The sequence below is a fragment of the Sphingorhabdus sp. genome (assembly GCF_044338195.1).
GTDB lineage: Bacteria > Pseudomonadota > Alphaproteobacteria > Sphingomonadales > Sphingomonadaceae > Sphingorhabdus_B.
Genome location: NZ_JBIIMC010000014.1, coordinates 15,020 through 39,468, shown reverse-complemented (window position 1 = coordinate 39,468; position 24,449 = coordinate 15,020). Strand labels below are relative to the sequence as shown.

Sequence of the window (24,449 nt, the reverse complement as noted above, 5' to 3'; positions counted from 1 at the left end):
CGCTATCGATAATATGACACCTGAAGTGCCAATATCACTCATTCTAGGGATGAATGCATGAAAGTCCTACGCACACCCGATAGCGCCTTTGCCGCAATCGACGATTTCCCTTTTGCGCCAAATTATGTGGAGATTGCCGATCCCTCGGATGGCACGCCATTGCGCGTGCATTATGTGGATGAGGGCCCGCGCGATGCGCCGGTGGTGCTGATGATGCATGGTGAACCAAGCTGGAGCTATTTGTACCGTCACATGATCGGCCCGGTCGTCGCGGCCGGCTTTCGCGTTGTCGCACCTGATCTGATCGGTTTCGGTAAATCGGACAAGCCCACGAAAAAAACGGACTATAGCTATGCACGCCATGTTGGCTGGATGCGCCAGTGGATCGAGGCGGTTGGTCTGAGCAATATGACGCTCGTCTGTCAGGATTGGGGATCGTTAATCGGCCTGCGCCTGGTCGCGGAAATGCCGGACCGCTTTGCCAGTGTCGTTCTGTCCAATGGCGGCTTGCCCGAAGGCGGCCCGCCACCGCGTGCTTTTGCTATTTGGCGCGCCTTTTCCAAATGGAGCCCGTTTTTCCCGATCGGTAAAATCGTCAATGCCGGGGCAAAGCGTGCGCTCAGCGCGGCTGAGATCGCCGCTTATGACGCGCCGTTTCCTGACAGCCGCTACAAGGCAGGCGCGCGGATATTCCCGAGCTTCGTTCCGTTTGAAAATAACGTCGCAATCCCCGATCAGAAACGCGCGTGGCAAGTGTTTGAGCAATGGGACAAGCCATTCCTGTGCTGCTTCAGCGATGGCGATCCGGTCACCCGTGGAGGCGAGAACCGCTTCATCGGCCGTGTCCCCGGTACAGCGGGTCAGCCGCATTGCACGTTGAAGGGCGGTCACTTCATTCAGGAAAATGATCCGCAAGGCTTCGTCGACTGCATCCTGAAAGTGCGATAATCATGAAGATCCTACGCACGCCTGAAACAGCTTTCGCCGACCTTCCGGACTATCCCTTTGCGGCACATTATGTTGAGGTTGAAGCGCAGGGCACACCACCCTTGCGGCTGCATTATGTCGATGAAGGCCCCCGCGATGCTGCGCCGATCCTTCTGCTGCATGGAGAGCCGACCTGGTCCTATCTCTACCGCAAATTTGTACCTCCACTCGTTGCCGCCGGGCACCGCGTGCTGGCACCTGATTTGATTGGCTTTGGCAAGTCTGACAAGCCGGCCAGCCGCGACGATTATAGCTATGAACGCCATGTCGCGTGGATGAGCGACTGGCTGACGCAGCTTGATCTCAACAACATCACATTATTCTGTCAGGATTGGGGCGGGTTGATCGGGCTGCGGCTGGTCGCTGCTTTCCCGGATCGTTTTGCGCGGTTGGTGATTTCAAACACCTATCTGCCCGTTGGCGAGAATATTGGTCCGGGTTTTGATGGCTGGCGCGCATTCAGCCAGGCCACGCCCGAATTTAAGAGCGGCCGGATCGTTGATGGCGGCTGTAATCGCGCACTGAGCAGCGCCGAGATCGCCGCTTATGATGCGCCGTTCCCTGATGAGAGTTTCAAGGCCGGCGCGCGCCAGTTTCCTGTGCTCGTGCCCGTGACCCCTGATCATCTGTCGGTGGCGGAAAATGTCGCCGCTTGGGCACAGCTCGAACGCTTCGACAAACCGGTGCTCACCTGCTTTGGCAATCAGGACAAGGTGCTCGGTCATCTCGATACGGAAATTCAGCGCCGTATTCCCGGCGCCAAGGGGCAACCGCATTGCCGGATTGAGGCCAGCCATTTCTGTCAGGAAGATCAGCCGGAACAGCTGGTCGACCTGATCCGCAATTTCATCGCTGCGTAGGCGTAAGATCGGCGGTTAAGCGGCCCTTCGCCGCCGTCTGCGCCACCAGATCAAAGCCGCTGTTGCGAACAATACTAGCCCGCCCACCGGCCATAACGCGATAAGCCGTGGGATTAGCAATGTGCGGAGCGCATTTGCGAAAATCTGTTTGGGCGCAGTGTAACCGTAGGGCATCGGCAGCACGTTGTTTGCCTTGGCAAAGGCGGCGTAATCGTTTTGCATAGTCGCAAAACGTTCGGGGTCGGAACCGGACAGATCGATGGTCTCGCCGGGGTCGGTGGTAATGTTGTAAAGCTGCCAGCGGCCATCGCCATAAGGCGGCAAGTTTTTGACGAGCTTATAATCGCCTTTGAACAACACCGCATTGCCCGACAACTCATATCCCAATGGCTTGTCGGCCGAATGGACGGACGATGCAGCCCCAGTGAGCATGGGTGTCAGGTCCGCGCCAATCATGGGTTCGACGCGGCGTCCCGAAAAACGGCCTTGCTGCGGCGCGACGCCTGCGAGCTTCAGCAAAGTCAGCGGCATATCGGTGACATGGGCAAAGCCCGATGCAATGCGTCCACCCTTGATTGCCGGGTTGCCCGGCCATGATATGATCATCGGGACACGCAGGCCGCCTTCGTTCGCGGTAAACTTATATCCACGCAGCGGCGATGCCGATGCGCTCGCAAATCCGGCACCTTGTGCGGTTAGCGAACCCGGGCGTCCCTGTTGGGCGATGCTTTGATCATAGAGGAGATTGGCGTTCCAGCGCGCAAATGCGCCCATGTTCATGGGATCAGTGGCTTCCGCGCCATTGTCCGACAGAAACACGAATATGGTGTTTTCATATGCACCGATGGACTTCAGATGCGCAATCAACCGGCCAATTTCGCGGTCCATCGCCGTGCCCATGGCAGCATAGGCAGCCATTGCACCCGCACGTTGCCGCTTTTGCTCTGCCGATAACTTCGACCAGTCACCACTGGTGCCCATGGTCACCATCGCAACACCTGCGGGCATCACGCCCTTGGCAATCGCTGCGGCGCGGCGCTCTTGGCGTAGCACAGTCCAGCCAGCGTTATAGCGCCCGGCATAAGCCGCAATGTCCGCATCGCGTGCCTGCACCGGAATATGGTTGGCGATGAAATTGACGGATGCCAGAAACGGTTTTCCGCTCGCTCGGCCGCGGTCGATATAGCCGATCATCCTGTCGATAATCAGCGTTGAGGAGTAAAAGCGCTTCGGCAGTTTGGCCGGCTTTCCATCGTCACTCCACTCGGTCTTGTCATAAATCAGCAGATTGGGCTTATCTTCAAAATTGTCCGCGCCCGATTGGGCGAGTGCAAGCGCGTGGTCATAGCCGCGTGCTGTGGGCAAGGTATCGGGCGTGTGGCCCAGATGCCATTTTCCGGTCAGATAGGTGCGGTAGCCGCCGGCGCGCAGCTGGTCCGCAATCGTTACGACGCGGTTGTTCAGATGCGCCTCATAACCCGGCTTGCCGAGATGCTCTGGCGGAATTGTCTCCGGCATATTGCCCAGACCCGCGCGGTGGTTGATCACGCCGGTTTGCAGCATCGCGCGCGTTGGTGAGCACGACCCTGCCACATGGAAGTTCGAAAAACGCACGCCCTTGGCGGCAAGCGCGTCGATATTGGGCGTCGCAATCTCTCCGCCGAAGGCCCCGACATCACTAAAGCCCCAATCATCCGCGAGCAGGATGACGATATTGGGGGCCTTTGCTGGCGCGGACTGTGCGCCAAGTGTGGCCGGGCTGAGCAACGCCAGCGCCGTCAATAGCGTTGCGGGTCCTTTTAGCTTCATTGGTTCAGCAATGCTTCAAGGCAGCCCGTCTGCGCGAGCAGCGGGTCAATGCGCGCCCGCGCATGTGCATCCAACGCGGCATAGCGCGCGCGCAAATCGGCGAGGCACTTCACCTGATATTTGAAAACACCCTGTGTGTAGGGCAGGCCCATCGCGGTGATGCGGAAGCTATCTTCGCCTGCCTCAATCGCGGCTGCGTTGGCGAGGAGGAAGGGCATGTAGATTTCGCCCACCTGCTGCAACCAAGCGGTGATAATGGGTGCAAAGGGCGCATCTGCCTTATCCCATTCCCCCGTTATTCCCGACATATCATCAATATGGAGCAGCCAGCGGAAGCTGTAGGGAAAATCTTTGCGCATCATCGCCTGCGCCGTGGGATCAACGCCAAGCTGGGACAATTGGCCGTACATACTGAATTCCGCTATGCTGGGCCGTGTGCCGAACAAACAGTGTCGGTCCACCACATGCGTTTCCAGCGCACCCAGAATTGCGCGAGTTGACGCCTCGATCAACGGGAAGTTTTCAGCCGCGCAGCCGACAATCGCCATGCGGCCGACTTGGCGTGCGCGGAACTGTTCGGCATAGCCCTGACTGGTCGTCAGGCCGCCGCCCTTCATCGCATCAAACGCAAGCCAGCGGCTCATCTGGATTTGGTCAACCTCCTCCAGCCAGCGATAACCGAACATCGCCTTTGTCACCCACTCATCGGCGAAATCCTCAATCAGATGCGCGATAAAGGCGTGCGCCGGATCGGACGGAATGACCGAGCGTTCGGAATGCCGTGCCTCCAGATCATAGATTAGCGGCGTCGAGTCATTGTGAAATGTCCCATCGGGATATTCCATCACGGGGATGACGGGGGCCTTGACCTTGCTCAGCGCATCGCGCGAATCTGCACCATGCACCCACAGATGCGGGATACGCCGATAGCGCATAAGCGCGCGCATTTTCATCGAATAAGGCGATCCGAGTGCGCCGTTGATCGTATACATGGCCGTCGTTCCTTCCGTCATGGTCCGGCATCATGTGTAATGGTCTATATTGACATTATCAATGCCAATATATGGGCGGGGCCGCTGACAGCGTGTGGATGAATGATCCGATTGTTCCGCCGCTGCCTGATCTGTTCAGTGCATTCAAAGGCGAGAGATAAGTTTGCCATTGGCGCCGCTGCACGACGCGCGCGGCCAAACATCAAGGTGCAACAATGCGATGTTGGGCAAGATGTTCATAGTCGGCCATGCAGGCATCCGCGACAGCACGCGCTTCATCATCGAGGTTGAGCGGGCGTATATCGGGTTTTTGGAAGCCCGTGCTGCCCGCGACCGCGTCATACCAATGGCTTGCCCAAATACCGTCATCTGGGTGGATGCCAGCGGGCCATGACAACATGGCTGGGTCCCATGCGATGTTGAGCGCATTGCATAGCAAAGCTAGTGTCTCTGCGGGGTTTTTAAGAATGTCCGCGCTGTCGACGACGGGCGGGGCATAGCCGGTCCGGTCGGCGATACGATCAAAAAAGGCACGCTGGGTTGCGTAACCAAGGTCTTCGACGTTCACGCTCTCTCGCTTAACGCGGTAGCTGGCGACCATATAGGCAGGTTCGCGAACCAGAAATGCGTGGCGGCAGTTGGTCAAATCATCGGGTTGGATTGGACCGACCATATGGTGGGTCATCTGCTTTTGATACCACAGAGGCTTACCCCCCGGCGCGGGACCGGAAAGGTGGGCCGCTACACTGGACCAGTCGCAATCCATATCTGCGATGACGTCTGCTGCCATGGGATGCGGCTCCCCGTTATGTGCAAGGAAACAGCCGTAAAAGGGTTCGTCACTGACGGCGCAATCCGCGCGCGAGGAAAAGCTGCGCATCATGGCCGTCGAGATATTTCGCGGTCCCGACCACATGCATATCCGCTGCGTCAAGGTCGGGTCTGGCCCGCGATGTCGCGTTCGATGAAGGCGCGGTAGAGATTTTGAAGACGTTCAACGACGGGCCCCTTTCCATCGGTCAATACACGGCCATCGATGGTATGCGCGGGAACGACCCCGGCAAAGGTTCCGGTCACAAACGCTTCATCCGCACCATAGACATCCGTCAGGGAGAAGTTGCGTTCGAACACAGGAATATCATTCTCCCGGCACAGGCGGATGACGTTCGCGCGCGTGATGCCGGCGAGGCAATAATCACCGGTGGAGGTCCACACTTCTCCTTTACGGACGATGAAAAAATGGGTCGAATTGCATGTGGCGACAAAGCCGTGCGGGTCGAGCATCAAGGCTTCGTCTGCGCCGGCATTAGCAGCCTGAATGCAAGCGGTGATGCAATTGAGTTTGCTATGCGAATTGAGTTTGGGATCCTGCACCGCCGGATCACCGCGACGGACGTGGACGGTAAACAGTGATAGGCCGCGATCAACCGTTGTGGGAAGCGGGACTTTATATTCGGCAATAATGACAATGGTCGCGGGTGAGACGACCACACGTGGGTCTTGATACGGCGTTGACCGGATACCACGCGTGACCATCAGCCGGATATGGCATTTGTCCATCTGGTTCGCGTCGATAGTGGCATAAAGGCGCGCCTTCATTTCATCGCGGGAAATGCCGATGTCCATGGCGATTGCCTTTGCGCCTTCCCACAAACGGTCAAGATGCTGGTCCAAAAAGGCCATGCGCCCTGCGTGAACGCGGATCCCTTCCCATACCCCGTCACCCAGCATAAAGCCGCTGTCAAAGACAGAGACCATCGCCTGCGCACGGGGCGTGAGTTGACCATTAACGTTGATGAGGATCGCGTCATTGCGCGAATCAGAGACGAAATCATGCGTTCCAAGTGCCATGCTATTGACCGTAACGATTGCTGGGCACGTGCGTCAAATAGGAACGTGCAACGTCCATCATGTGGCGGCTGATCGCAATATCGTCCTATGGAAATGGGGTTGCGGCTGCGCGGCTTGATTGCGCGTGCATTTGGTTCCCCGGTAAGGATTCGAACCTCAATAGACGGAGTCAGAGTCCGTAGTCTTACCGTTAGACGACCGGGGAACAGAGGCCGGGCCTATATGCTGGTGCCCGTGCACGGTCAAGCCGCTGAATTTGGCCCGTTGCAACGATATTCAAAAATGTTGAATTTTTCACGTGCAGCGCGTATCAAGGTGTCAGGTACCGGCAGCACATCTGCCCGGATAGAAAATAAGAAGTGAGTTTACGGCTATGGGCGAGAATGTCGCGCCATCGCCGCAAAAGGGACGCGGGCGTAAACGTAAAAAACCGCCCCGTCGCAAGAATGCGGCACCCAAGGCTGCAACACTGCAGCAAGCTTCGGCTGAGGGCGCAGCGCGTGCACACACATCCAACACGGCTCCCAAGGCCGCCAATGGCTTTGGTCCTGCCGATAACGCGGCTTTGCGGCGTAACTGGCTTGATCGGACAGCATATGCTGCGCTCGACCTTGGGACGAACAACTGCCGATTGTTAATCGCGCGGGCTGGCGGCGATGATTTCACCGTCGTCGATGCATTTTCGCGCGTTGTCCGGCTGGGCGAGGGGCTTACAGCCACGGGCCGGATGAGCGATGAGGCCATGGACCGCGCGGTTGAGGCACTGTCCGTATGCGCCGAGAAGCTGAAAAAACGTAACGTGGTTCTGGCAAGGTCCGTCGCGACCGAGGCATGCCGTCAGGCCGTCAACGGCGCGCAGTTCATTGAACGCGTCAAGCGCGAGACAGGCATTCATCTCGACATCATCAGCCCAAAGGAAGAGGCGCGCCTTGCCGTCATGGGATGCCATGCCTTGCTGGAGCAGGGGGAGGGCCCGGCGCTGATATTCGACATTGGCGGCGGATCGACTGAGCTAGTGCTGGTGTCGACAACTGGCGGCGTTCCCGAGATATTAGACTGGGTGAGCGTTCCATGGGGCGTGGTGTCTTTGACCGAGAGCGAACGGGCCGAGGCGGAGACGCCTGAGCAGCTGAACGCCATTTATACATCGATGCGCGCAAAGGTGATGGCAAGCTTTGCCGAGTTCGCCGCACGCTTGCCCGAAGATGGCGGCGACCGCAGGCTTTTGGGGACTTCAGGAACGGTCACGACGCTTGCCAGCGTCTATTTGAAGCTGAACAGCTATGACCGCCGTGCTGTGGATGGGTTGCATTTGCCGACCGCCGCGATGCGCGAGATTAGCCGCGAGCTTGCCGGCCGCACGATAGAAAGGCGGGCTGAATTCCCGACCATCGGGCATGAGCGCGCGGACTTGGTTGTTGCCGGATGCGCCATCCTTGAGGCTATTTTTGATATATGGCCCGGTGAGCGGTTGGGCGTTGCGGATCGCGGCATTCGCGAGGGCATTTTGCGTGCGCTGATGGCGAGCGACGCAAAGCGCAGAAATCGACGGAACTAAAAATGGCAGACAATTTATTTGGTGGTAAGAACTCCGGCCGGACACTGGCGGGCAAGCAGAAGGTCAAAACCGCCAAGCGGCGCACAGCTGGATCAACCCGCTGGCTTGAGCGGCAGTTGAACGACCCATATGTGAAGCGCGCGCATGGCGAGGGCTATCGCAGCCGCGCGGCATATAAGCTGGTCGAGTTGGACGAGAAGTTCCACATATTGCGCGGCAAGAAAGCCGTGGTGGATTTGGGTGTCGCGCCGGGCGGTTGGGCACAAGTGGTGCGCAGGCAACAGCCCAAAGCTGCCATTGTAGGCATCGATCTATTACCGGTCGATCCGCTCGAAGGCGTTGTGCTGCTCCAAATGGATTTCATGCATGACAGTGCGCCGGATAGGTTGATTGCTGAACTCGGCTGCGCGCCGGACCTCATCTTGTCAGATATGGCGGCGAACACCGTCGGTCACAAACAGACCGACCATTTACGCACAATGGGGCTGGTCGAAGCGGCGGTCGATTTTGCTATTCAGGTCTTGCAACCCGGCGGCGATTTTGTTGCGAAAGTATTTGCCGGGGGAACCGATCCGGTGATGCTGAGCATATTGAAAAACAACTTCACGACCGTCAAACATGCCAAGCCACCGGCAAGCCGCAAAGGCTCGGTGGAATGGTATGTGATTGCGCAGGGAAAGAAAGCTTAACCCGCTTTACGCGCTTTCGCGACCGCGGCTTTCAGGGCATCAAGACCAACGGCGCCTTCCAATATCTGGTCACCGATAATGAAGGTCGGAGTGCCGCCAAAGCCAACTTGCTGCATGATCGCAATGTTGCTTTCCACTTCAGCCATGGCCTCGCGTGAACGCACAAATTTTTCGGCGGCGGGTAGGTTCATCCCTGCTTTGGAAGCGGCGGCGCGGATGCTTTGGGCATCAGGGCGGCCACCGCTGAACATGGCGTCGTGAAATGCCTTGTGCTTGCCTTGCTTGGCGGCTGCGAGTGCCCATAAGGCAGCATCGCGGCTGGACGCGCTGAGGATGGGTAGCTCGCGGATGACAACGCGTATGTTGCTATCGCTATCGATCAGCTTTTGCACATCTGCAACGCTGGAGCGGCAGTATCCGCAATTATAATCGGTGAACTCGACGAGCGTGACATCACCATTGGGGTTTCCGAACTCCGCGCCGGGGAAGGGCTCGGTCAGCTTGCTGCCCACGGCGCTGAGGCGCTGCGTTGCCTCGCGCTTTTGCAAGACACCAATGGCTTCTGTGATAATCTCCGGATTTTCCAATATATATGCGCGTACAATCGCCTCGGTCGCTTTCCGGTCGTCGGCGCTCATACCTGCAGCAGCAGCGGCCTTGGCGGCGTCCTCTGACGCAGCGTCTGCTGGTTCTTGCAGGGACACAGTATCTTTTGGCCAAAACAGATAAGCGCCGATTGCCGCCAGCAAAAGTGTAGCGCAGAGAATGAGGATAAGCGGCATGCGCGACGTCATATTGTTCATAGCGGCCCGATTAGCCCCCGTCGCGCACCGTTGCCAGCCAATTCAACGTTTCCGCTTCTTCAGCTGCGCAAGCTGTGCTTCGGCAACCATGTTGATGTCCTGAGCGCGGATCCAATCGGGTGAATATTCGGGCAGGCCAGCCATTGCGGTCTGCGCGTTGGGCAAAGCCAATTGCGGCGCACCTACCATCAAGTAACGCTCCGCACTGGCGAGGGCGGCACGCGCGCTATCACCCTTTTGTTCGTAAACGACGCCCAATTGGTACCAGGCAAATGGATTTTGATTATCTTTGGTGACTGCGGCCTTAAGGACCTGAGCGGCTTCATCGAGCTTCGTCTTGTCCTCGGTTGCAATCAACGCATGCCCGAATATGGCGGCGATCAGCGGCTGATTGCCCGTCAGGCTTACCGCTTTGCGTAAGGGTATAATCGCGTCGGCGGGCCGACCGGATTCGAGCAATATTTGTCCATGCAATTCAAGGAAATAGGGATCTTCGGGGGCGGATGCGACGAGTGCCGATGATTCATCCAACGCCTTTTGCGGATAAGCAGACTTATGCCACGCATAGGCACGGGCATAGCGGGCAGGAACGCTTTTGTCGCTTTCGGGATAATCGCGCATCGTTGCCTTCGGGTCAGAAAGATAGCCTGTCAGCTTTGCCTTGATGCGTTTGAAATCACTCTCCCACTTCGGATTTAGCGGGGCATTCCAAGCCGGATCGGCGGAATATTTGTCCTGCAGCACCGAAATACGCTCACCCGACAAGGGGTGCGTGCGGCCATAGCTATCCTCTTGCGGGATACCGAGGCGGAATTCGAAATTCTGCAGCTTTTTGAAGAAGCTGATGGAGCCCCGGCCCGAAATGCCTGCGGTGGACAGATATTGTGCGCCAGACGCATCTGCCGTGCCTTCTTGTCCACGGCTGTAGGCAAGGAACTTGCCCATCGCTGCTTGTTGGCCCGCGGACAAAATGCCCATGCCAGCTTCGCCCGCGCCAGCCGCCATGGCCGCAGCGGCAAGGATGAGGCTTGCAATGCTGATGCCGCTTGCAACCGAGACGCCTTCGTCGAAGCGAACGGCATGGCCGCCGACGACATGCCCAAGTTCGTGCGCAATGACGCCCTGCACTTCGTTTGCGGTGGTTGCGGCGTCAATCAACCCACTGTGCAGATAGACCGCTTGCCCGCCAGCAACGAATGCGTTGACGGATTTGTCATTGATCAGGATGATGTCGACATTATTCGGATCAAGCCCAGCCGCTATAATCAATGGCTCCGAAATCTCTTTGAAAAAAGCTTCGGTTTCAGCGTCGCGTAATATCGACTGCGCCATGGCTGGGCGCACGGATATCCATATGGCAAGAAACAGCACGAATGCTGTTCGCAGGGCACGAATTGCAGAATTGTTCATATGCAGTGAATGGCGCGAACTGGATGAACGCGCAATGAAGAAGTTGGGCAAAACAAAACCCCGCCAGTCAATGACCAGCGGGGCTATGTGTAAACAATGAATCGGGTTTAACCGAACGTGCGTTGCCACCAACCTGAACGGGGTGGACCGTCGTCGGCTCCGCCAGCGTCGGTTGTTGATGTTACATCCTGTGCAACATCTTTGGCAGCTGCTTTCTTGCGTGGGGCCTTGGCTTTCGCCTTTGGAGCCTCCGCCGTTTCGTCAGCTACCGCTTCAGCTTCAGCGACCGGAGCTTTTGCACGGCTGCGTGGCTTTGCGGGTGCCTTTGCTTTGGCAGCAGGTGCTTTTTCTGGAGCGCTTGGGGCTTCAGTGGCTTTCGCTTCCGGTGCATCAGCTTCTACAGCGACCTTTTCAGCCTTTGGCTTTGCCCGGCTTGCACGCTTTGGCTTTGCGGGTGCTTCAACAGGCGCTTCCGCAACTTCCACTTCCGCTACTGCTGGCGCTTCGGTTGTTGCCTCACCTACAGCCGTTTCACGGTCGCGATCACGGCCTCTGCCGCCACGGCGACCACGACGGGCCCTTGGCTTGGTCTCGCCTTCGACATCACCGTCAGCCTGGGCTGTTTCAGCGTTGCTTTCGCCCTGTGGACGATCTGCAGCGTTGTTGTCACCCGCAACAGCATCTTCGCCTTCCGGACGGCCATCGCGATCACGGCCCTTGCCACCACGACGTCCACGACGACGTTTACGCTTGCGGCCTTCACCAGCTTCGCCTTCTTCGCGTGGACGCTCTTCACGCGCACGGCGTGGTTCGCGTTCAGTTTCTTCGGCTTCGTCGTCGAAATCGTCGATTTCGTCGTCGATATCATCTTCTTCGATGTCGATAATCGGCGGCAGTGCGGCAGGCCGCTCTGGACGTGGCCCGGAGCTGGATACGGCAAGCTTTGCGCCTTCAGTTTCGCCATTGGGCACAATCAGCACGCGCACGTGATAGCGCTCTTCAATCGCGGCCAGTTCGGCACGCTTGTTGTTGAGGCAGTAGATTGTGGCTTCCTGGCTCGCCTGCAGAACAATCTGGCTGCCATGGCCCTTGGCTGCTTCATCTTCGATGAGGCGCAGGGCGGACAACGCAGCCGATGATGCCGTGCGAACAAGGCCAGTGCCTTCGCAATGCGGACATTCGCGGGTGGACGCTTCGAGCACGCCGGTGCGCAAACGCTGACGGCTCATTTCCATCAAGCCAAAGCTGGAAATACGGCCGACCTGAATACGGGCACGGTCGTGCTTCAACGCTTCCTTCATCGCGCGCTCGACTTTGCGGGCGTTCGAATGATGCTCCATGTCGATGAAGTCGATGACGACCAAGCCAGCCATGTCGCGCAGGCGCAATTGACGGGCAATCTCGCGCGCGGCTTCCAAATTGGTGGAAAGCGCGGTTTGCTCAATGCCATGTTCTTTGGTCGAACGGCCTGAGTTGATGTCGATCGAAACCAAAGCTTCGGTTGGGTTGATGACGATATAGCCACCCGACTTCAACTGGACGATTGGCTGATACATTGCGTTCAGCTGATCTTCGACATGGTAACGCTGGAACAGCGGAACCGGGTCTGCATAATGCTGCACGCGTTTTGCGTGGCTTGGCATCAGCAGCTTCATAAAGTCCTTGGCGGCTTTATATCCGTCAGGCCCCTCGACGAATACCTCGTCAATGTCCTTATTATAGATATCACGGATGGCACGCTTGATGAGGTCGCTGTCGGTGTGGATCAGCATCGGTGCTGCACCACGAAGCGTACGCTCACGAATTTCGTCCCAAAGGCGGGCGAGATAATCAAAGTCGCGCTTGATTTCAGGCTTCGTGCGCGCAAGTCCAGCGGTGCGGATGATGCAACCCATGGTGGATGGCAAAGTCAGGTCCGAAATAATCGACTTAAGGCGCTTACGGTCAGCCGCGCTGTGGATTTTACGGCTAATGCCGCCGCCATGCGACGTATTTGGCATCAAGACGCAATAACGACCGGCAAGGCTGAGATAGGTCGTCAGAGCCGCGCCCTTGTTGCCGCGCTCTTCCTTCACAACCTGAACCAGCAAAACCTGACGGCGATGAATGACGTCCTGAATTTTGTAGCGGCGACGCAGGTTCATACGCTTTGCACGGACTTCGTCGCTGGCCTTTGGTGCGCGGGTTTCGCCATTGCGGCCACCACGGCCACGACGACGGCGGTTGTTACGGCCGTTTTCGCCGCGCTCGCCTTCGCCTTCGCCTTCGTCTGACGCATCGTCGCCATTGCTGCCGAGGTCGGGCTCTTCGCCCTCGGTCATGTCGATGGTGTCGACGCTGTCGTCGCTATCGACTTCAATCAGGTCAGTAACGTCGTCGTCACGCTCTGCAGAACCCTGCATGATGTCCGAAGGCTCGTCGCTTTCTTCCTCTTCCTGCTCACGCAGTGCAGCTTCTTCCGCGGCGGCTTCGGCTTCTTCCGCCAACAAACGCTCGCGGTCTTCGCGTGGGATCTGGTAATAATCGGGGTGGATTTCGGCAAACGCCAAAAAGCCATGGCGATTGCCACCATAATCTACGAACGCCGCCTGAAGCGAGGGTTCAACTCTTGTTACTTTTGCGAGGTAGATATTGCCTTTGAGCTGCTTGTGCTCGGCCGATTCAAAATCAAATTCCTCAATCTGGTTTCCTGTGACGACTGCGACCCGGGTTTCCTCCCGGTGCCGCGCATCGATTAGCATACGCGTTGTCATTGATATTACTCCAGCGAGCATGGCGCCCGGTTGTCAGCCAAAGGCCGCTCGCTTTATTGTTGATGCAATGCCAGACGGGACGCACAGCGTTCCTGTCGGCAAAGCGATATGGTGGGAATGTAAGAAATGCGTCTGCTGCTTGTGCATGGCGGGCGTGTATCGCGCGCGCTTGATTTCCAGCCCATGCGCCAGTCCCATTGCGGGCGGCGTTGGTGGAAATATCATGCCTCATGCAGCGTCAACCTGTTAATGTGCCGAGCGGAAAAGAACCGAAGGCGGATTGGCGGGAAGATCAGATGAAATTCCCTGTAGCTACGCGCTAGCACTCCTGCGGGTTGTCGGCAAGGGCATCACGCGAAATAGCTTGCCATTGTGGATGGAAAAACCGGTTTTTAGCCTTAATGCGCCATTAACCCTGTCTGGACACCAGCGTTTACGCTTCCATCGCTAGCAACATATCCATCTTACGGATGGAGCCGGGGCGTGGACGAAAAAACTTTCTGGACGGAGGCAACGGCCAGAACCCATGAGCACTATATATTCGCGGCTGCGCTTTTTGCCACCTTGCCGGTTTTCGCGTCACCCGCGATTGGCGGCGCCATTCCACAAGTTTCGGTGCAAGGGCCCATAGCGCCGCGAACAACCCACATCGTGCGACCATTGGCATTTCGTGCGGAACCACCACAGCGGCGTTATGAAGTCACCGCGCCCATTCGCTCGAATATTGGCAAAGGCCGGCCGAAGATAAGCGGCCCTGCGGATGCAAGCCTACCACTTGTCGTCATTGACGCAGGGCATGGCGGGCATGACCCGGGCGCGATTAGTCCACATGGCGGGCAACGTGAAAAAGAGGTGACATTGGCAATTGCCAAGGCGGTGCGTGATGAAATGCTCAAAAGCGGCCGTGTCCGCGTTGCTTTAACGCGGGAGAGCGATAAATTTATCGTGCTGCAGGACAGGTATCAGATCGCACGCAAACTGAAAGCCGATCTGTTCATTTCTATTCACGCGGACAGCGCCGACAATCCGCAAGCCAGCGGCGGCACGGTGTATACGCTTTCCGAAATTGCGTCCGATCGCGAGGCGCAACGGCTTGCAGCGCGCGAAAACAAGGCGAACATCATCAACGGCGTTAATCTGGGTGGTGCTGAAGCCAGTGTGTCGTCGATCCTCATTGACTTGACGCAGCGCGAAACCATGAATGTGTCTGCTGATTTCGCAAAGCTGTTGCTGCGTGAGGCAATCCCGAACATGCGTATCCGTGGAAATTCGCCCCGCTTTGCGTCGTTTATCGTGCTCAAAGCGCCCGATACGCCATCAGTTTTGTTCGAAACAGGTTATCTGAGCAATGCATCTGATGTCAATTTTCTGGCATCATCCACCGGACGTCAAAAAGTCGCCCGGGCAGTGGCAAATGCCATTCAGGTCCACTTTGCCCGCAGGATCGTGACCCGATAACCAGCCGGTGCGGTAAAAATCGCGCCAAGTTGCAGAACAAGATTCTGGACCTGTCCGGCAAATCGGCTAGAGAGGGCCGATAATGGATAACTCGTCTCCGACCACACAAGAGCCAACAGCAATCAGTTACAAGCTGAAACGCGAAGCCGAAGGATTTATCGGCAAGTGGCAGGGCTGGTGGCAAAGCAAACGGTTTCGGCGCGCGACCTATGCGGTCAGCGCGTTTGTTCTGTTTCTCCTGCTCTTTTGGGTGCTTTTCGCCCGCAATCTTCCCGATGCTGAGGCATTGATCGAATATGAATCGCCGCTGCCAACGGTGGTGCGCGACGTTAACGGCGAACCATTTCACAGCTATGCCCGCGAACGGCGCGTTCAGTTGGAATATGCCGACTTCCCCAAATTACTGGTCCGGGCCTATCTCGCGGCAGAAGATAAAACATTCTTCAGCCATGGCGGCATTGATTATCCCGGTATCGTTTCGGCGATTTTTGACAATATTTTCAGCAGCAAACGGTCGCGCGGTGCGTCGACCATCACGCAGCAGGTCGCCAAAAACCTGTTGCTGACGAACGAGTATAGTTACACCCGCAAGGTCAAAGAGGCGATTTTGGCGAAGCGCATTGAAAGTGCGTTGACCAAGCCGCAAATCTTGTCGCTATACCTTAACGAAATTGCGCTCGGTCGGCAGGCGTTCGGCGTGGAAGCCGCTGCACAAGCCTATTTTGCGAAAAGCGTGGACCAGCTTCAACTGCATGAAATGGCCTTTCTCGCCATCTTGCCCAAGGCGCCAGAACGTTATGGTCGTGCAAAGAACGCAAAGCTTGCCATTGCCCGCCGCAACTGGGTGCTCGGCGAAATGCGCAAGAATGAATGGATTACCGACGCGCAATTGGCCTCTGCGCGTGCCAAACCCCTTGGCATTGTTGCACAGCGCGGCACCGGATATAAAAATGTCGGCGGATATTTCGCGGAAGAAGTGCGCCGCCAGCTTATTGAGCGCTTTGGTGAAACCGATGCCGACGGGCCCTATAGCGTCTATTCAGGCGGCCTGTGGGTGCGTTCATCGATGAACGCCGATTACCAGATACTTGCGACCCAGGCTCTGCGCGACGGTTTGTTGCGTTATAACGCGGGCAAAGCGTGGAAAGCCAATATGGGCACGATTGACGTGTCGGACAACAAATGGGCGTCACGATTTGCGGCGACCAATATTGCCATTGATTACGCCCAATGGCGGGCTGGCGTCGCTTTGGGTAAAGGCAAAGTCGGCTTTGCCGATGGCAGCATTGCGCAGTTAGACGGCGCTCCATCGGCGATGAAAGCCGGCGATGTTATTGCTGTCGCCCCCAATGGTACGAATAGCTACGCCGTGCGCAGCGTCCCAGAAGTCGGCGGCGGCATGGTGGTGCAAAACCCAATGAATGGCCGCGTTTTGGCGATTCAAGGCGGTTTTGATAACCGCATTTCCAGCTTTAACCGCGCAACGCAGGCCCAACGTCAACCAGGCTCTACGATCAAGCCATTCGTCTATGCGACGGCGCTTGATAACGGCATGACGCCGACATCCATTATCGTCGATGGACCATATTGCGTGTGGCAAGGGGCATCGCTTGGCCAAAAATGCTTCCGCAACTTCACCGGTAATGGCGCAGGCCCGCAAACGATGCGTTGGGGGCTTGAACAATCCCGCAACCTAATGACGGTGCGTGCTGCCGCGGAATCGGGTATGGACAATGTCACCGATACCTTCCGCGATTTCGGCATCGGCGATTATCCGGATTATCTCTCTTATGCCTTGGGTGCCGGTGACACGACCGTGCTAAAGATGGTCAATGCGTATTCGATGCTGGTCAATCACGGCCGCGAATTGAAGCCTACGCTCATTGATTTTGCGCAGAACCGCAAAGGCAAAGTCATTTTTCCTGCCAATTGGAAACCCTGCAAGGGCTGCCTAGCCAAGGATTGGAATGGAAAGCCAATGCCGCGCTTTGCTGCCGCGGGTAAACAGGTCATGGACCCCATTACCGCGTATCAAGTCGTCCACATGCTTGAAGGCGTCATTGAACGCGGCACCGCCGTCACATTGCGCGAACTGGATCGCCCGTTGTTCGGCAAGACCGGCACGACAACTGGCCCCACCAACGTGTGGTTTATTGGCGGATCGCCACATCTGGTTGCAGGGCTCTATTTGGGCTTTGACCAGCCGCGGAATATGGGTGGCTATGCGCAGGGTAGTTCACTTGCGGCCCCCGTCTTCAAACAATTTGCGCGGTCCGCGATGGCTGGCATGCCAAAGACACCGTTTATCGCGCCCGCCGGAACCCGGTTGGTGCGCATCGACCGCAAGACAGGCAAGCGCGTCTATGGCGCTTGGCCGGGCAGAGACCCCATGAGCGCGGTGATTTGGGAGGCATTCAAGGCCGAGACCGAACCGAAGCGCTCCATTCGCCAAGAGGAGCTAGCGGCGCGCGAAGACAAGCCCAAGGAAACATCCGAGACCCAGTCTAATAGCGCAACGCGATCGTCGGCATCGGCCAGCACCAGCGTCGGGACAAAACGCGATCAGGAGTTTATCCAGCAAGAGGGCGGAATATACTAAACATCCGCGTGATTTAGAGCGCGTCCTCTGAAATTGGGGCCGTCATGTTGGTAGGTCGAAGAACGTCCACGCAATTAGCTGGCTTTGACTTCGCGGGCGTTTCGGTTAAAGGCCGCGCCTGACGTTTTTCATTCCCTTGGAGTTTCCCCATGCGCGCCGACGCAGAAGGCTATGTTGCCCGCATTGATGCTGCCCTTAACCTGGTCAAGATGTCGCTTGATTGGGACCGCGCATTGCGCCGCCTGGATGAGTTGAACGCAAAGGTGGAAGATCCGACTTTGTGGGACAATCCCAAAGCCGCTGAAGAGGTTATGCGCGAGCGCCGCCGCCTTGATGCCGCCATCAGCACCGTGCGCGAAATTGACGCCGACAAGAGCGGAACGGTCGAACTGATTGAGCTTGCCGAAATGGAAGGCGATGCAGAGCTTGGCGACGAAGGCGCTGCATCGCTTAAGGCGTTGGCGGATCGTGCCGACAAGGACAAGGTCATGGCGCTGCTGTCGGGCGAAGCCGATGGCAATGATACCTTCATCGAAATTCACGCTGGCGCAGGCGGCACGGAAAGCCAGGATTGGGCGGAAATGCTCCAGCGCATGTATTATCGCTGGGCCGAACAGCGCGGCTATAAAGTCGAAATGGTGGATTATCAGGCCGGTGATCAGGCGGGCATCAAGTCGGCGACGTTGCTGGTCAAAGGCGAAAATGCCTATGGCTATGCCAAGACCGAAAGCGGCGTCCATCGCCTCGTTCGCATCTCGCCATATGACAGCGCAGCGAAGCGCCACACGAGCTTCTCGAGCGTTTGGGTCTATCCTGTCATTGATGACAATATCGACATCGAAATCAACGAAGGCGATTTGAAGATCGACACCTATCGCGCATCAGGCGCAGGCGGGCAGCATGTTAACACGACCGACTCCGCCGTGCGTATCACCCACAAACCGTCCGGCATCGTCGTCGCCAGCCAGAACGACCGCAGCCAGCACAAGAACCGCGCCACCGCGATGGGCATGTTGAAGGCGCGCTTGTACGAAGCCGAACTTCGCAAGCGTGAAGAAGTCGCATCGGGCGAATATGCGGCGAAGACCGAAATCGGTTGGGGCCACCAAATCCGTTCTTATGTGCTTCAGCCTTATCAGATGGTGAAAGACCTGCGCACCGGCGTGACGTCCCCAACACCCAGCGATGTGTTGGACGGTGACCTCGACAATTTCATCGCCGCAGCATTGGCCCAGCGCGTGACAGGCGAGGCGGTTTCCGTCGACGATGTTGATTGACGCTTAATCGCCGGGAGACGCTGAAGACCCGGCCAATAGGCCGCCGTCCAGATGCACCTCGCTTCCGGTCATATAGCTTGCGTCATCCGATGCCAGCATCAGGGCAATTGCAGCAACTTCTTCAACCGTTCCGAACCGCTTAAGCGGTGTGTCTGCGACCATTGCGGCCATGCGGGTGTCACGATCTGGTCCATCGCCAATTAACGCGTCCCACATCGGTGTCATGATCGCGGCGGGATGGATGGAATTGCAGCGAATGTTCAACCCTTGCCCCGCGCAATATAACGCCACGGATTTGGTGTGGTTCCGGATCGCCGCCTTGGATGAAGCATAGGCCGCAGCACCGGGAATACCCACCAAGCCAGAGCGCGAGGACATGTTGATGATGGAACCGGCTTTCTGGGCGCGCATCGCCTTGATCGCATAACGGCAGCCCAAGAACGTTCCGTCCAGATTGATCGCATGGACGCGGTGCCATTCGGCCAGCGTGGCGTTTTCAGGGTCATGCGGGCCGGGGCTGTCTTCGAACCCAGTTATCCCGGCATTATTCACGACGATGTCGATGCTTGGCTGCTGGTTGGCCACATTGTTCCAATCCTCTTCGGACGAGACATCAAGCGCAACGAAAGTGCCGCCTATTTCTGATGCGACGCGCATGCCGTTTTCGGCATCAACATCGCCGATGATGACCATAGCACCTTCTTTCGCGAAGCAGCGGGCAATCGCCTCGCCAATCCCGCGGGCACCCCCGGTCACGAGCGCGGACTTATTCTGTAATTTCGGCATGTGCGTTTCCTGTATTCAAATGATATCTGGCCACCGCATCGCTGTGCGGCGGGTATCTGAGCTGTGTGAAGAGCGTTTGCACTCTTTAGCCTTGAATCACTGGACCTACTCCACTTAAGCAGGCCACAAGGATTAACAGCGTTACGGGAGAGAGCAAGTGAGTGAGCATCAGGACTGGTTTCCAATTCCCGAGACGGCTGCCCATAACACGCAATGCAGCGCGGCGGACTATGACCGGATGTATGCGCAAAGCATCAGCGCGCCCGATGCATTTTGGGCGGAGCAAGCCAAGCGGATCGATTGGTTCACGCCGCCGACGAAAGTGGGCAATTGGTCGTTCGACCCCGTGTCGATCAAATGGTATGAAGACGGTGTTTTAAACCTTTGCCACAACGCCGTTGACCGCCATGTTGCCGCGGGGAAGGGCGACGCGATTGCGTTTATCTTTGAGCCTGATGACCCCGCCAAAGATGCGCGCCGGGTTTCCTATTCGGAGTTGCTGACGGAGGTGAAGCGCATGGCTGGCGCGCTCAAGACCCTTGGCGTTGGCAAAGGGGACCGCGTCACAATCTATATGCCCATGTGCGTTGAGGGCGCGGTGGCGATGCTCGCCTGCGCACGGATCGGCGCGGTGCACAGCGTTGTTTTTGGCGGCTTTTCGCCGGAGGCCATTGCTGGACGTATTCAGGATTGTGGAAGCCGGTTTGTCGTCTGCGCAGACACGGCGTTGCGCGGTGGCAAGTCGGTGCCGTTAAAGGCAAATATCGATGCGGCGCTGACGAAAGTGGACGGCGTCGATGCGGTTTTGGTTGTGCAGCACACGAGCGAACCCGTTGCGATGCAGGCTGGCCGCGACCATTGGTATCACGACTTTGGCGCGTCGGACGATTGCCCCTGCGAACCCATGAACGCCGAAGACCCTTTGTTCATATTATACACCTCGGGATCAACGGGCAGCCCAAAGGGTGTGTTGCACACCGTCGGTGGCTATTCGGTATGGACCGCGAGCACATTCCATTATGTCTTTGACTATCGTCCCGGTGAGGTCTTCTTTTGCTCGGCCGACATTGGTTGGGTCACGGGGCACAGCTATGTCGTCTATGGGCCGTTACAAAATGGCGGAACCAGCCTGATATTCGAAGGCATTCCAAGCTACCCCGATAGCGGGCGTTTCTGGGACATTATTGACCGGCATCAGGTGAACATATTCTACACTGCGCCAACGGCCCTGCGCGCGCTGATGCGCGATGGCGATGCGCCGGTTCTGGCGCGCTCGCGCAAGTCGCTGCGTTTGCTGGGCACGGTGGGTGAGCCCATCAATCCCGAAGCTTGGCGCTGGTATCACGCGACGGTGGGCGAAGGGAAATTGCCCATTGTCGACACATGGTGGCAGACAGAGACGGGCGGCGTGATGATTACAACCTTGCCCGGTGCGCATGGCATGAAACCGGGCAGCGCAGGGCGGCCGTTCTTTGGCATCCAGCCGCAGCTCGTGGATAATGAAGGCGCTGTTCTTGCCGATGAACATATTGGCGGCGCAACATCGGGCAATCTGTGCATCACGCACAGCTGGCCGGGTCAGGCACGCACCGTTTATGGCGATCACGACCGTTTCGTGCAGACCTATTTTTCGACCTATACAGGCAAATATTTCACGGGCGACGGCTGCCGCAGGGATGAAGATGGCTATTACTGGATTACGGGCCGTGTCGACGACGTCATCAACGTATCGGGCCACCGCATGGGCACTGCCGAGGTGGAAAGCGCGCTCGTGCTGCATGACAAGGTCGCAGAGGCAGCCGTCGTTGGATTTCCGCACGATATAAAGGGGCAGGGCATATATTGTTACGTGACCCTGAATGTCGGCGAAGAGCCGTCGGACGAACTCCACGCGGAACTTCGGCAGCAGGTGCGCGTTGAAATCGGACCAATTGCGTCGCCCGATCATATCCATTTCACGACCGCACTGCCCAAAACGCGATCGGGCAAAATCATGCGGCGCATATTACGAAAGATTGCCGAAAATGACTTTGGTGCACTGGGTGATACGTCGACACTTGCTGACCCCAATGTTGTCGATGCGCTTATTGAGGGGCGGCAGAACCAGTGACGTCAGCGCAGCTTTAGAATTCCCGGGTTCAGCTTTACTTGACGCTTGCGTCAAGTGCCGCGACACCTTAACAGATACGCCTTAATCGCGCGATTAAATGCGCCATATTGGGAAAAGCTTCATGACCGATTCTCCAGCAAAAACGGGTCCCTTAAAAGGCATTAAGGTCGTTGAACTCGCTGGAATTGGGCCGGGCCCTTATGCCGGCCAGCTGCTGTCTGACATGGGCGCTGATGTCATTGTGATTGACCGTCCCGGCGGCTCGCTCGTTCCCAAAGCGATTGATGCGCGCGGCAAAAGGTCGATGGTTCTGGACCTGAAAAAGCCGGAAGCGGTCGCGGCTTTGTTAAAGATCGTCGCAACTGCCGACGTCCTTATCGAAGGCCTACGGCCCGGCGTGACCGAGCGTATGGGTGTTGGCCCCGATGTCTGTCACGCCATCAACCCGCGCTTGATCTATGGCCGCATGACCGGCTGGGGACAGACTGGCCCGTGGAGCCAGATGGCGGGGCATGATCTCAACTATATCGGTATGACCGGCGTATTACACGCGATTGGCAAAGACGGTCAGCCGCCCGTTCCCCCGCTGAATATGATCGGTGATTTCGGCGGCGGCTCCATGTTCCTCGTCAACGGCATCCTTGCCGCAATAATCGAGCGTGCCCAGACGGGCCGTGGCAATATCGTCGATGCCGCGATTGTCGATGGCACGCATAGCCTGATGAGCTTTGTCCATGGCATGGCCGGCGTTGGCCAATGGCGGACGAAGCGCGAAGCGAATTTACTCGACGGTGCCGCGCCATTTTATCGTTGTTACATGACGGCCGATGGCAAGTTCATGGCGGTGGGCTGCATTGAGCCACAATTTTTCGCCGCGATGATGGAGCGTTTGCCCATCGACCGTGAGGCCTATGGCGCGCAGCATGACCACGCCGCGTTCGCGAAACAGCATGAAATGCTGGAGGATGTGTTCGCGACCAAGACGCGTGACGCTTGGGAAGCGATTTTTGCCGGCACCGATGCATGCGTAACGCCGGTACTCGACTATGTTGAGGCGGCGTCACATCCGGTCAATGCTGAACGCCACGCGGTTGTCACCGATGGCCGATGGCTGCACCCCCAAATCGCGCCGCGTCTTGCAACACAGCCGTTGGTAACCCATTTCAACATCGCAACAAAAGGTGCAGATTACGCGGCCATATTGGCTGAATCTGGACTCAGCCCCGATGAAATCTCCCAACTGATCGCGGCAGGCGCCGTGGTCACAAATAAGGACTGAATATGACCGAAGCCTATATCTATGATGCGGTGCGTAGCCCGCGTGGCAAGGGGCGGCCCGATGGCGCGCTGCATGAAATAACGCCCATCGACCTCGCGGCGCAGGTTCTGGCTGCCATTCGCGACCGCAATGGTCTGTCGGGTGAAGAGATTGAAGATGTAGCCTTTGGTTGCGTGTCGCCAGTGGGCGAGCAGGGCGCGGTTATCACGCGTACCGCCGTGTTGGCTGCGGGCTATCCGCACACAACGTCGGGTATTCAGGTGAACCGTTTCTGCGGCTCTGGCCTGGAAGCGTCGAACATCGCTGCGGCGAAAGTGAAGTCGGGCGAATGCGATCTGGCTGTCGGTGGCGGCATTGAATCGATGAGCCGCGTGCCCATGGGTTCGGACGGCGGCGCGTGGCCGATTGATCCGCGCTCGGCGATTGCCAATTACTTCATCCCGCAAGGCATTTCGGCAGACCTTATCGCCACCCGATATGGCTATAGCCGCGACGATGTTGATGCTTATGCCGTTGAAAGCCAAAAGCGGGCGGGCCGGGCATGGGCTGAAAAGCGTTTTGCGCGTTCCATCCTGCAGATCCGGGATGTGATTGGTGAAGTCGTCCTCGACCATGACGAATTGATGCGTCCGGAGACCGATATGCAGTCCTTGGGCGCGTTGGCCCCTGCATTCCAGATGATGGGCACGATGATGCCCGGCTTTGATGACATTGCCATCATGCGCTATCCGGACGTCGAAAAGATCAACCATGTCCATCACGCGGGCAACAGCTCGGGCATCGTCGATGGTTCGGCCGCTGTGCTGATCGGCACGAAAGAAGCTGGCGAGAAATATGGCCTGAAGGCGCGTGCACGGATCGTATCGATGGCGTCCATCGGTTCCGAACCCGCCATCATGCTTACTGGCCCCGAATTCGCTGCGCAAAAGGCGCTGGCGCGTGCCGGAATGGACAAAAGCGACATTGATGTGTGGGAATTGAACGAAGCCTTTGCCTCGGTCGTTCTGCGCTTCATGGAAGCGATGAACGTCGACCATACGGACATCAACATCAACGGGGGTGCCATTGCCATGGGACATCCGCTTGGCGCGACAGGTGCCATGATCCTCGGCACCGTGCTGGATGAGCTGGAGCGTTCCGGCAAGTCGACTGCGCTCACCACGCTGTGCATCGGTGCCGGAATGGGCACTGCAACCATCATCGAACGCGTGAATTGATCGGGAACGAA

Annotated in this window: 18 protein-coding genes and 1 tRNA gene; 10 read left to right on the top strand and 9 right to left on the bottom strand. The window is 57.5% G+C overall.

The features are described from left to right. Positions 1-57 precede the first annotated feature (57 nt). Together ACIQZK_RS05875 and ACIQZK_RS05870 are read left to right on the top strand one after the other, a co-directional pair. The gene (locus ACIQZK_RS05875; RefSeq protein WP_397575311.1) at positions 58-948 is read left to right on the top strand and encodes a haloalkane dehalogenase; all 891 of its coding nucleotides are present in this window, start codon (positions 58-60) and stop codon (positions 946-948) included. A gap of 2 nt (positions 949-950) precedes the next feature. Then, on the top strand, positions 951-1,847 hold the full coding sequence (locus tag ACIQZK_RS05870; protein ID WP_397575310.1) for a haloalkane dehalogenase: 897 nt from the start codon (positions 951-953) through the stop codon (positions 1,845-1,847). 15 nt (positions 1,848-1,862) lie between these two features. Here the strand turns inward: ACIQZK_RS05870 and ACIQZK_RS05865 are convergent, their stop codons facing one another. From ACIQZK_RS05865 to ACIQZK_RS05845, 5 genes are all read right to left on the bottom strand, one after another. After that, the gene (locus ACIQZK_RS05865) at positions 1,863-3,656 is read right to left on the bottom strand and encodes an arylsulfatase (protein WP_397575309.1); all 1,794 of its coding nucleotides are present in this window, start codon (positions 3,654-3,656) and stop codon (positions 1,863-1,865) included. Continuing rightward, positions 3,653-4,669 carry a glutathione S-transferase N-terminal domain-containing protein gene (locus tag ACIQZK_RS05860; RefSeq protein WP_397575308.1) on the bottom strand — a complete coding sequence of 339 codons (1,017 nt, stop codon included), beginning with the start codon at positions 4,667-4,669 and terminating at the stop codon, positions 3,653-3,655. The genes ACIQZK_RS05865 and ACIQZK_RS05860 overlap by 4 nt, the downstream gene beginning before the upstream one ends. Positions 4,670-4,850: 181 nt before the next feature. Next, on the bottom strand, positions 4,851-5,564 hold the full coding sequence (locus tag ACIQZK_RS05855; RefSeq protein WP_397575307.1) for an HAD family hydrolase: 714 nt from the start codon (positions 5,562-5,564) through the stop codon (positions 4,851-4,853). Positions 5,565-5,578: 14 nt separating this feature from the next. Then, entirely contained in the window at positions 5,579-6,499 is a 921-nt protein-coding gene (locus ACIQZK_RS05850; RefSeq protein ID WP_397575306.1) for an aminotransferase class IV, read from the bottom strand. 131 nt (positions 6,500-6,630) lie between these two features. After that, positions 6,631-6,704: transfer RNA gene (locus tag ACIQZK_RS05845), tRNA-Gln, on the bottom strand. Between the two features lie 168 nt (positions 6,705-6,872). Between ACIQZK_RS05845 and ACIQZK_RS05840 the strand changes: the two genes are divergently transcribed. Next, complete coding sequence (locus ACIQZK_RS05840) at positions 6,873-8,057, top strand: Ppx/GppA phosphatase family protein (RefSeq protein WP_397575305.1); 1,185 nt, start codon at positions 6,873-6,875, stop codon at positions 8,055-8,057. Positions 8,058-8,059: 2 nt separating this feature from the next. Next, on the top strand, positions 8,060-8,746 hold the full coding sequence (locus tag ACIQZK_RS05835) for an RlmE family RNA methyltransferase (protein WP_397575304.1): 687 nt from the start codon (positions 8,060-8,062) through the stop codon (positions 8,744-8,746). Here ACIQZK_RS05835 and ACIQZK_RS05830 read toward each other — a convergent pair. From ACIQZK_RS05830 to ACIQZK_RS05820, 3 genes are all read right to left on the bottom strand, one after another. After that, positions 8,743-9,549, bottom strand: a complete 807-nt coding sequence (locus ACIQZK_RS05830; RefSeq protein WP_397575303.1) for a DsbA family protein — start codon at positions 9,547-9,549, stop codon at positions 8,743-8,745. The two genes, ACIQZK_RS05835 and ACIQZK_RS05830, sit on opposite strands and share 4 nt — an antisense overlap. 42 nt (positions 9,550-9,591) lie before the next feature. Beyond that, positions 9,592-10,959 (bottom strand): M48 family metalloprotease, encoded by a 1,368-nt coding sequence (locus tag ACIQZK_RS05825; RefSeq protein WP_397575302.1) that lies wholly within the window; start codon positions 10,957-10,959, stop codon positions 9,592-9,594. A gap of 107 nt (positions 10,960-11,066) precedes the next feature. Then, on the bottom strand, positions 11,067-13,712 hold the full coding sequence (locus ACIQZK_RS05820) for a ribonuclease E/G (protein WP_397575301.1): 2,646 nt from the start codon (positions 13,710-13,712) through the stop codon (positions 11,067-11,069). A gap of 483 nt (positions 13,713-14,195) precedes the next feature. Here ACIQZK_RS05820 and ACIQZK_RS05815 point away from each other — a divergent pair, with 483 nt between their 5' ends. The 3 genes from ACIQZK_RS05815 to prfB all read left to right on the top strand — a co-directional run bounded on the left by ACIQZK_RS05815 (position 14,196) and on the right by prfB (position 19,046). After that, on the top strand, positions 14,196-15,170 hold the full coding sequence (locus ACIQZK_RS05815) for an N-acetylmuramoyl-L-alanine amidase (RefSeq protein ID WP_397575300.1): 975 nt from the start codon (positions 14,196-14,198) through the stop codon (positions 15,168-15,170). Positions 15,171-15,252: 82 nt separating this feature from the next. Continuing rightward, entirely contained in the window at positions 15,253-17,769 is a 2,517-nt protein-coding gene (locus ACIQZK_RS05810; RefSeq protein WP_397575299.1) for a penicillin-binding protein 1A, read from the top strand. Between the two features lie 149 nt (positions 17,770-17,918). Next, positions 17,919-19,046 carry a peptide chain release factor 2 gene (gene prfB / locus ACIQZK_RS05805; RefSeq protein ID WP_306063984.1) on the top strand — a complete coding sequence of 376 codons (1,128 nt, stop codon included), beginning with the start codon at positions 17,919-17,921 and terminating at the stop codon, positions 19,044-19,046. Positions 19,047-19,049: 3 nt separating this feature from the next. On the opposite strand, the gene ACIQZK_RS05800 is transcribed toward prfB, so the two are convergent. Further along, on the bottom strand, positions 19,050-19,832 hold the full coding sequence (locus tag ACIQZK_RS05800; protein ID WP_397575298.1) for an SDR family NAD(P)-dependent oxidoreductase: 783 nt from the start codon (positions 19,830-19,832) through the stop codon (positions 19,050-19,052). A gap of 157 nt (positions 19,833-19,989) precedes the next feature. Here ACIQZK_RS05800 and acs point away from each other — a divergent pair, with 157 nt between their 5' ends. The 3 genes from acs (at position 19,990) to ACIQZK_RS05785 (ending at position 24,438) form a co-directional block, all read left to right on the top strand. Further along, positions 19,990-21,942 carry an acetate--CoA ligase gene (acs, locus tag ACIQZK_RS05795; protein WP_397575297.1) on the top strand — a complete coding sequence of 651 codons (1,953 nt, stop codon included), beginning with the start codon at positions 19,990-19,992 and terminating at the stop codon, positions 21,940-21,942. A gap of 121 nt (positions 21,943-22,063) precedes the next feature. Further along, the gene (locus ACIQZK_RS05790; protein ID WP_397575296.1) at positions 22,064-23,221 is read left to right on the top strand and encodes a CaiB/BaiF CoA transferase family protein; all 1,158 of its coding nucleotides are present in this window, start codon (positions 22,064-22,066) and stop codon (positions 23,219-23,221) included. A 2-nt stretch (positions 23,222-23,223) separates the two neighbouring features. Then, positions 23,224-24,438, top strand: a complete 1,215-nt coding sequence (locus ACIQZK_RS05785) for an acetyl-CoA C-acetyltransferase (protein WP_397575295.1) — start codon at positions 23,224-23,226, stop codon at positions 24,436-24,438. Positions 24,439-24,449: the final 11 nt, after the last annotated feature.

Excerpts from the sequence above, each read along its gene's own strand:
- ACIQZK_RS05875 (WP_397575311.1), top strand. The coding sequence starts at position 58 with ATGAAAGTCCTACGCACACCCGATAGCGCCTTTGCCGCAATCGACGAT.
- ACIQZK_RS05870 (WP_397575310.1), top strand. The coding sequence starts at position 951 with ATGAAGATCCTACGCACGCCTGAAACAGCTTTCGCCGACCTTCCGGAC.
- ACIQZK_RS05865 (WP_397575309.1), bottom strand. The coding sequence starts at position 3,656 with ATGAAGCTAAAAGGACCCGCAACGCTATTGACGGCGCTGGCGTTGCTC.
- ACIQZK_RS05860 (WP_397575308.1), bottom strand. The coding sequence starts at position 4,669 with ATGACGGAAGGAACGACGGCCATGTATACGATCAACGGCGCACTCGGA.
- ACIQZK_RS05855 (WP_397575307.1), bottom strand. The coding sequence starts at position 5,564 with ATGTGGTCGGGACCGCGAAATATCTCGACGGCCATGATGCGCAGCTTT.
- ACIQZK_RS05850 (WP_397575306.1), bottom strand. The coding sequence starts at position 6,499 with ATGGCACTTGGAACGCATGATTTCGTCTCTGATTCGCGCAATGACGCG.
- ACIQZK_RS05840 (WP_397575305.1), top strand. The coding sequence starts at position 6,873 with ATGGGCGAGAATGTCGCGCCATCGCCGCAAAAGGGACGCGGGCGTAAA.
- ACIQZK_RS05835 (WP_397575304.1), top strand. The coding sequence starts at position 8,060 with ATGGCAGACAATTTATTTGGTGGTAAGAACTCCGGCCGGACACTGGCG.
- ACIQZK_RS05830 (WP_397575303.1), bottom strand. The coding sequence starts at position 9,549 with ATGAACAATATGACGTCGCGCATGCCGCTTATCCTCATTCTCTGCGCT.
- ACIQZK_RS05825 (WP_397575302.1), bottom strand. The coding sequence starts at position 10,959 with ATGAACAATTCTGCAATTCGTGCCCTGCGAACAGCATTCGTGCTGTTT.
- ACIQZK_RS05820 (WP_397575301.1), bottom strand. The coding sequence starts at position 13,712 with ATGACAACGCGTATGCTAATCGATGCGCGGCACCGGGAGGAAACCCGG.
- ACIQZK_RS05810 (WP_397575299.1), top strand. The coding sequence starts at position 15,253 with ATGGATAACTCGTCTCCGACCACACAAGAGCCAACAGCAATCAGTTAC.
- prfB (WP_306063984.1), top strand. The coding sequence starts at position 17,919 with ATGCGCGCCGACGCAGAAGGCTATGTTGCCCGCATTGATGCTGCCCTT.
- ACIQZK_RS05800 (WP_397575298.1), bottom strand. The coding sequence starts at position 19,832 with ATGCCGAAATTACAGAATAAGTCCGCGCTCGTGACCGGGGGTGCCCGC.
- ACIQZK_RS05790 (WP_397575296.1), top strand. The coding sequence starts at position 22,064 with ATGACCGATTCTCCAGCAAAAACGGGTCCCTTAAAAGGCATTAAGGTC.
- ACIQZK_RS05785 (WP_397575295.1), top strand. The coding sequence starts at position 23,224 with ATGACCGAAGCCTATATCTATGATGCGGTGCGTAGCCCGCGTGGCAAG.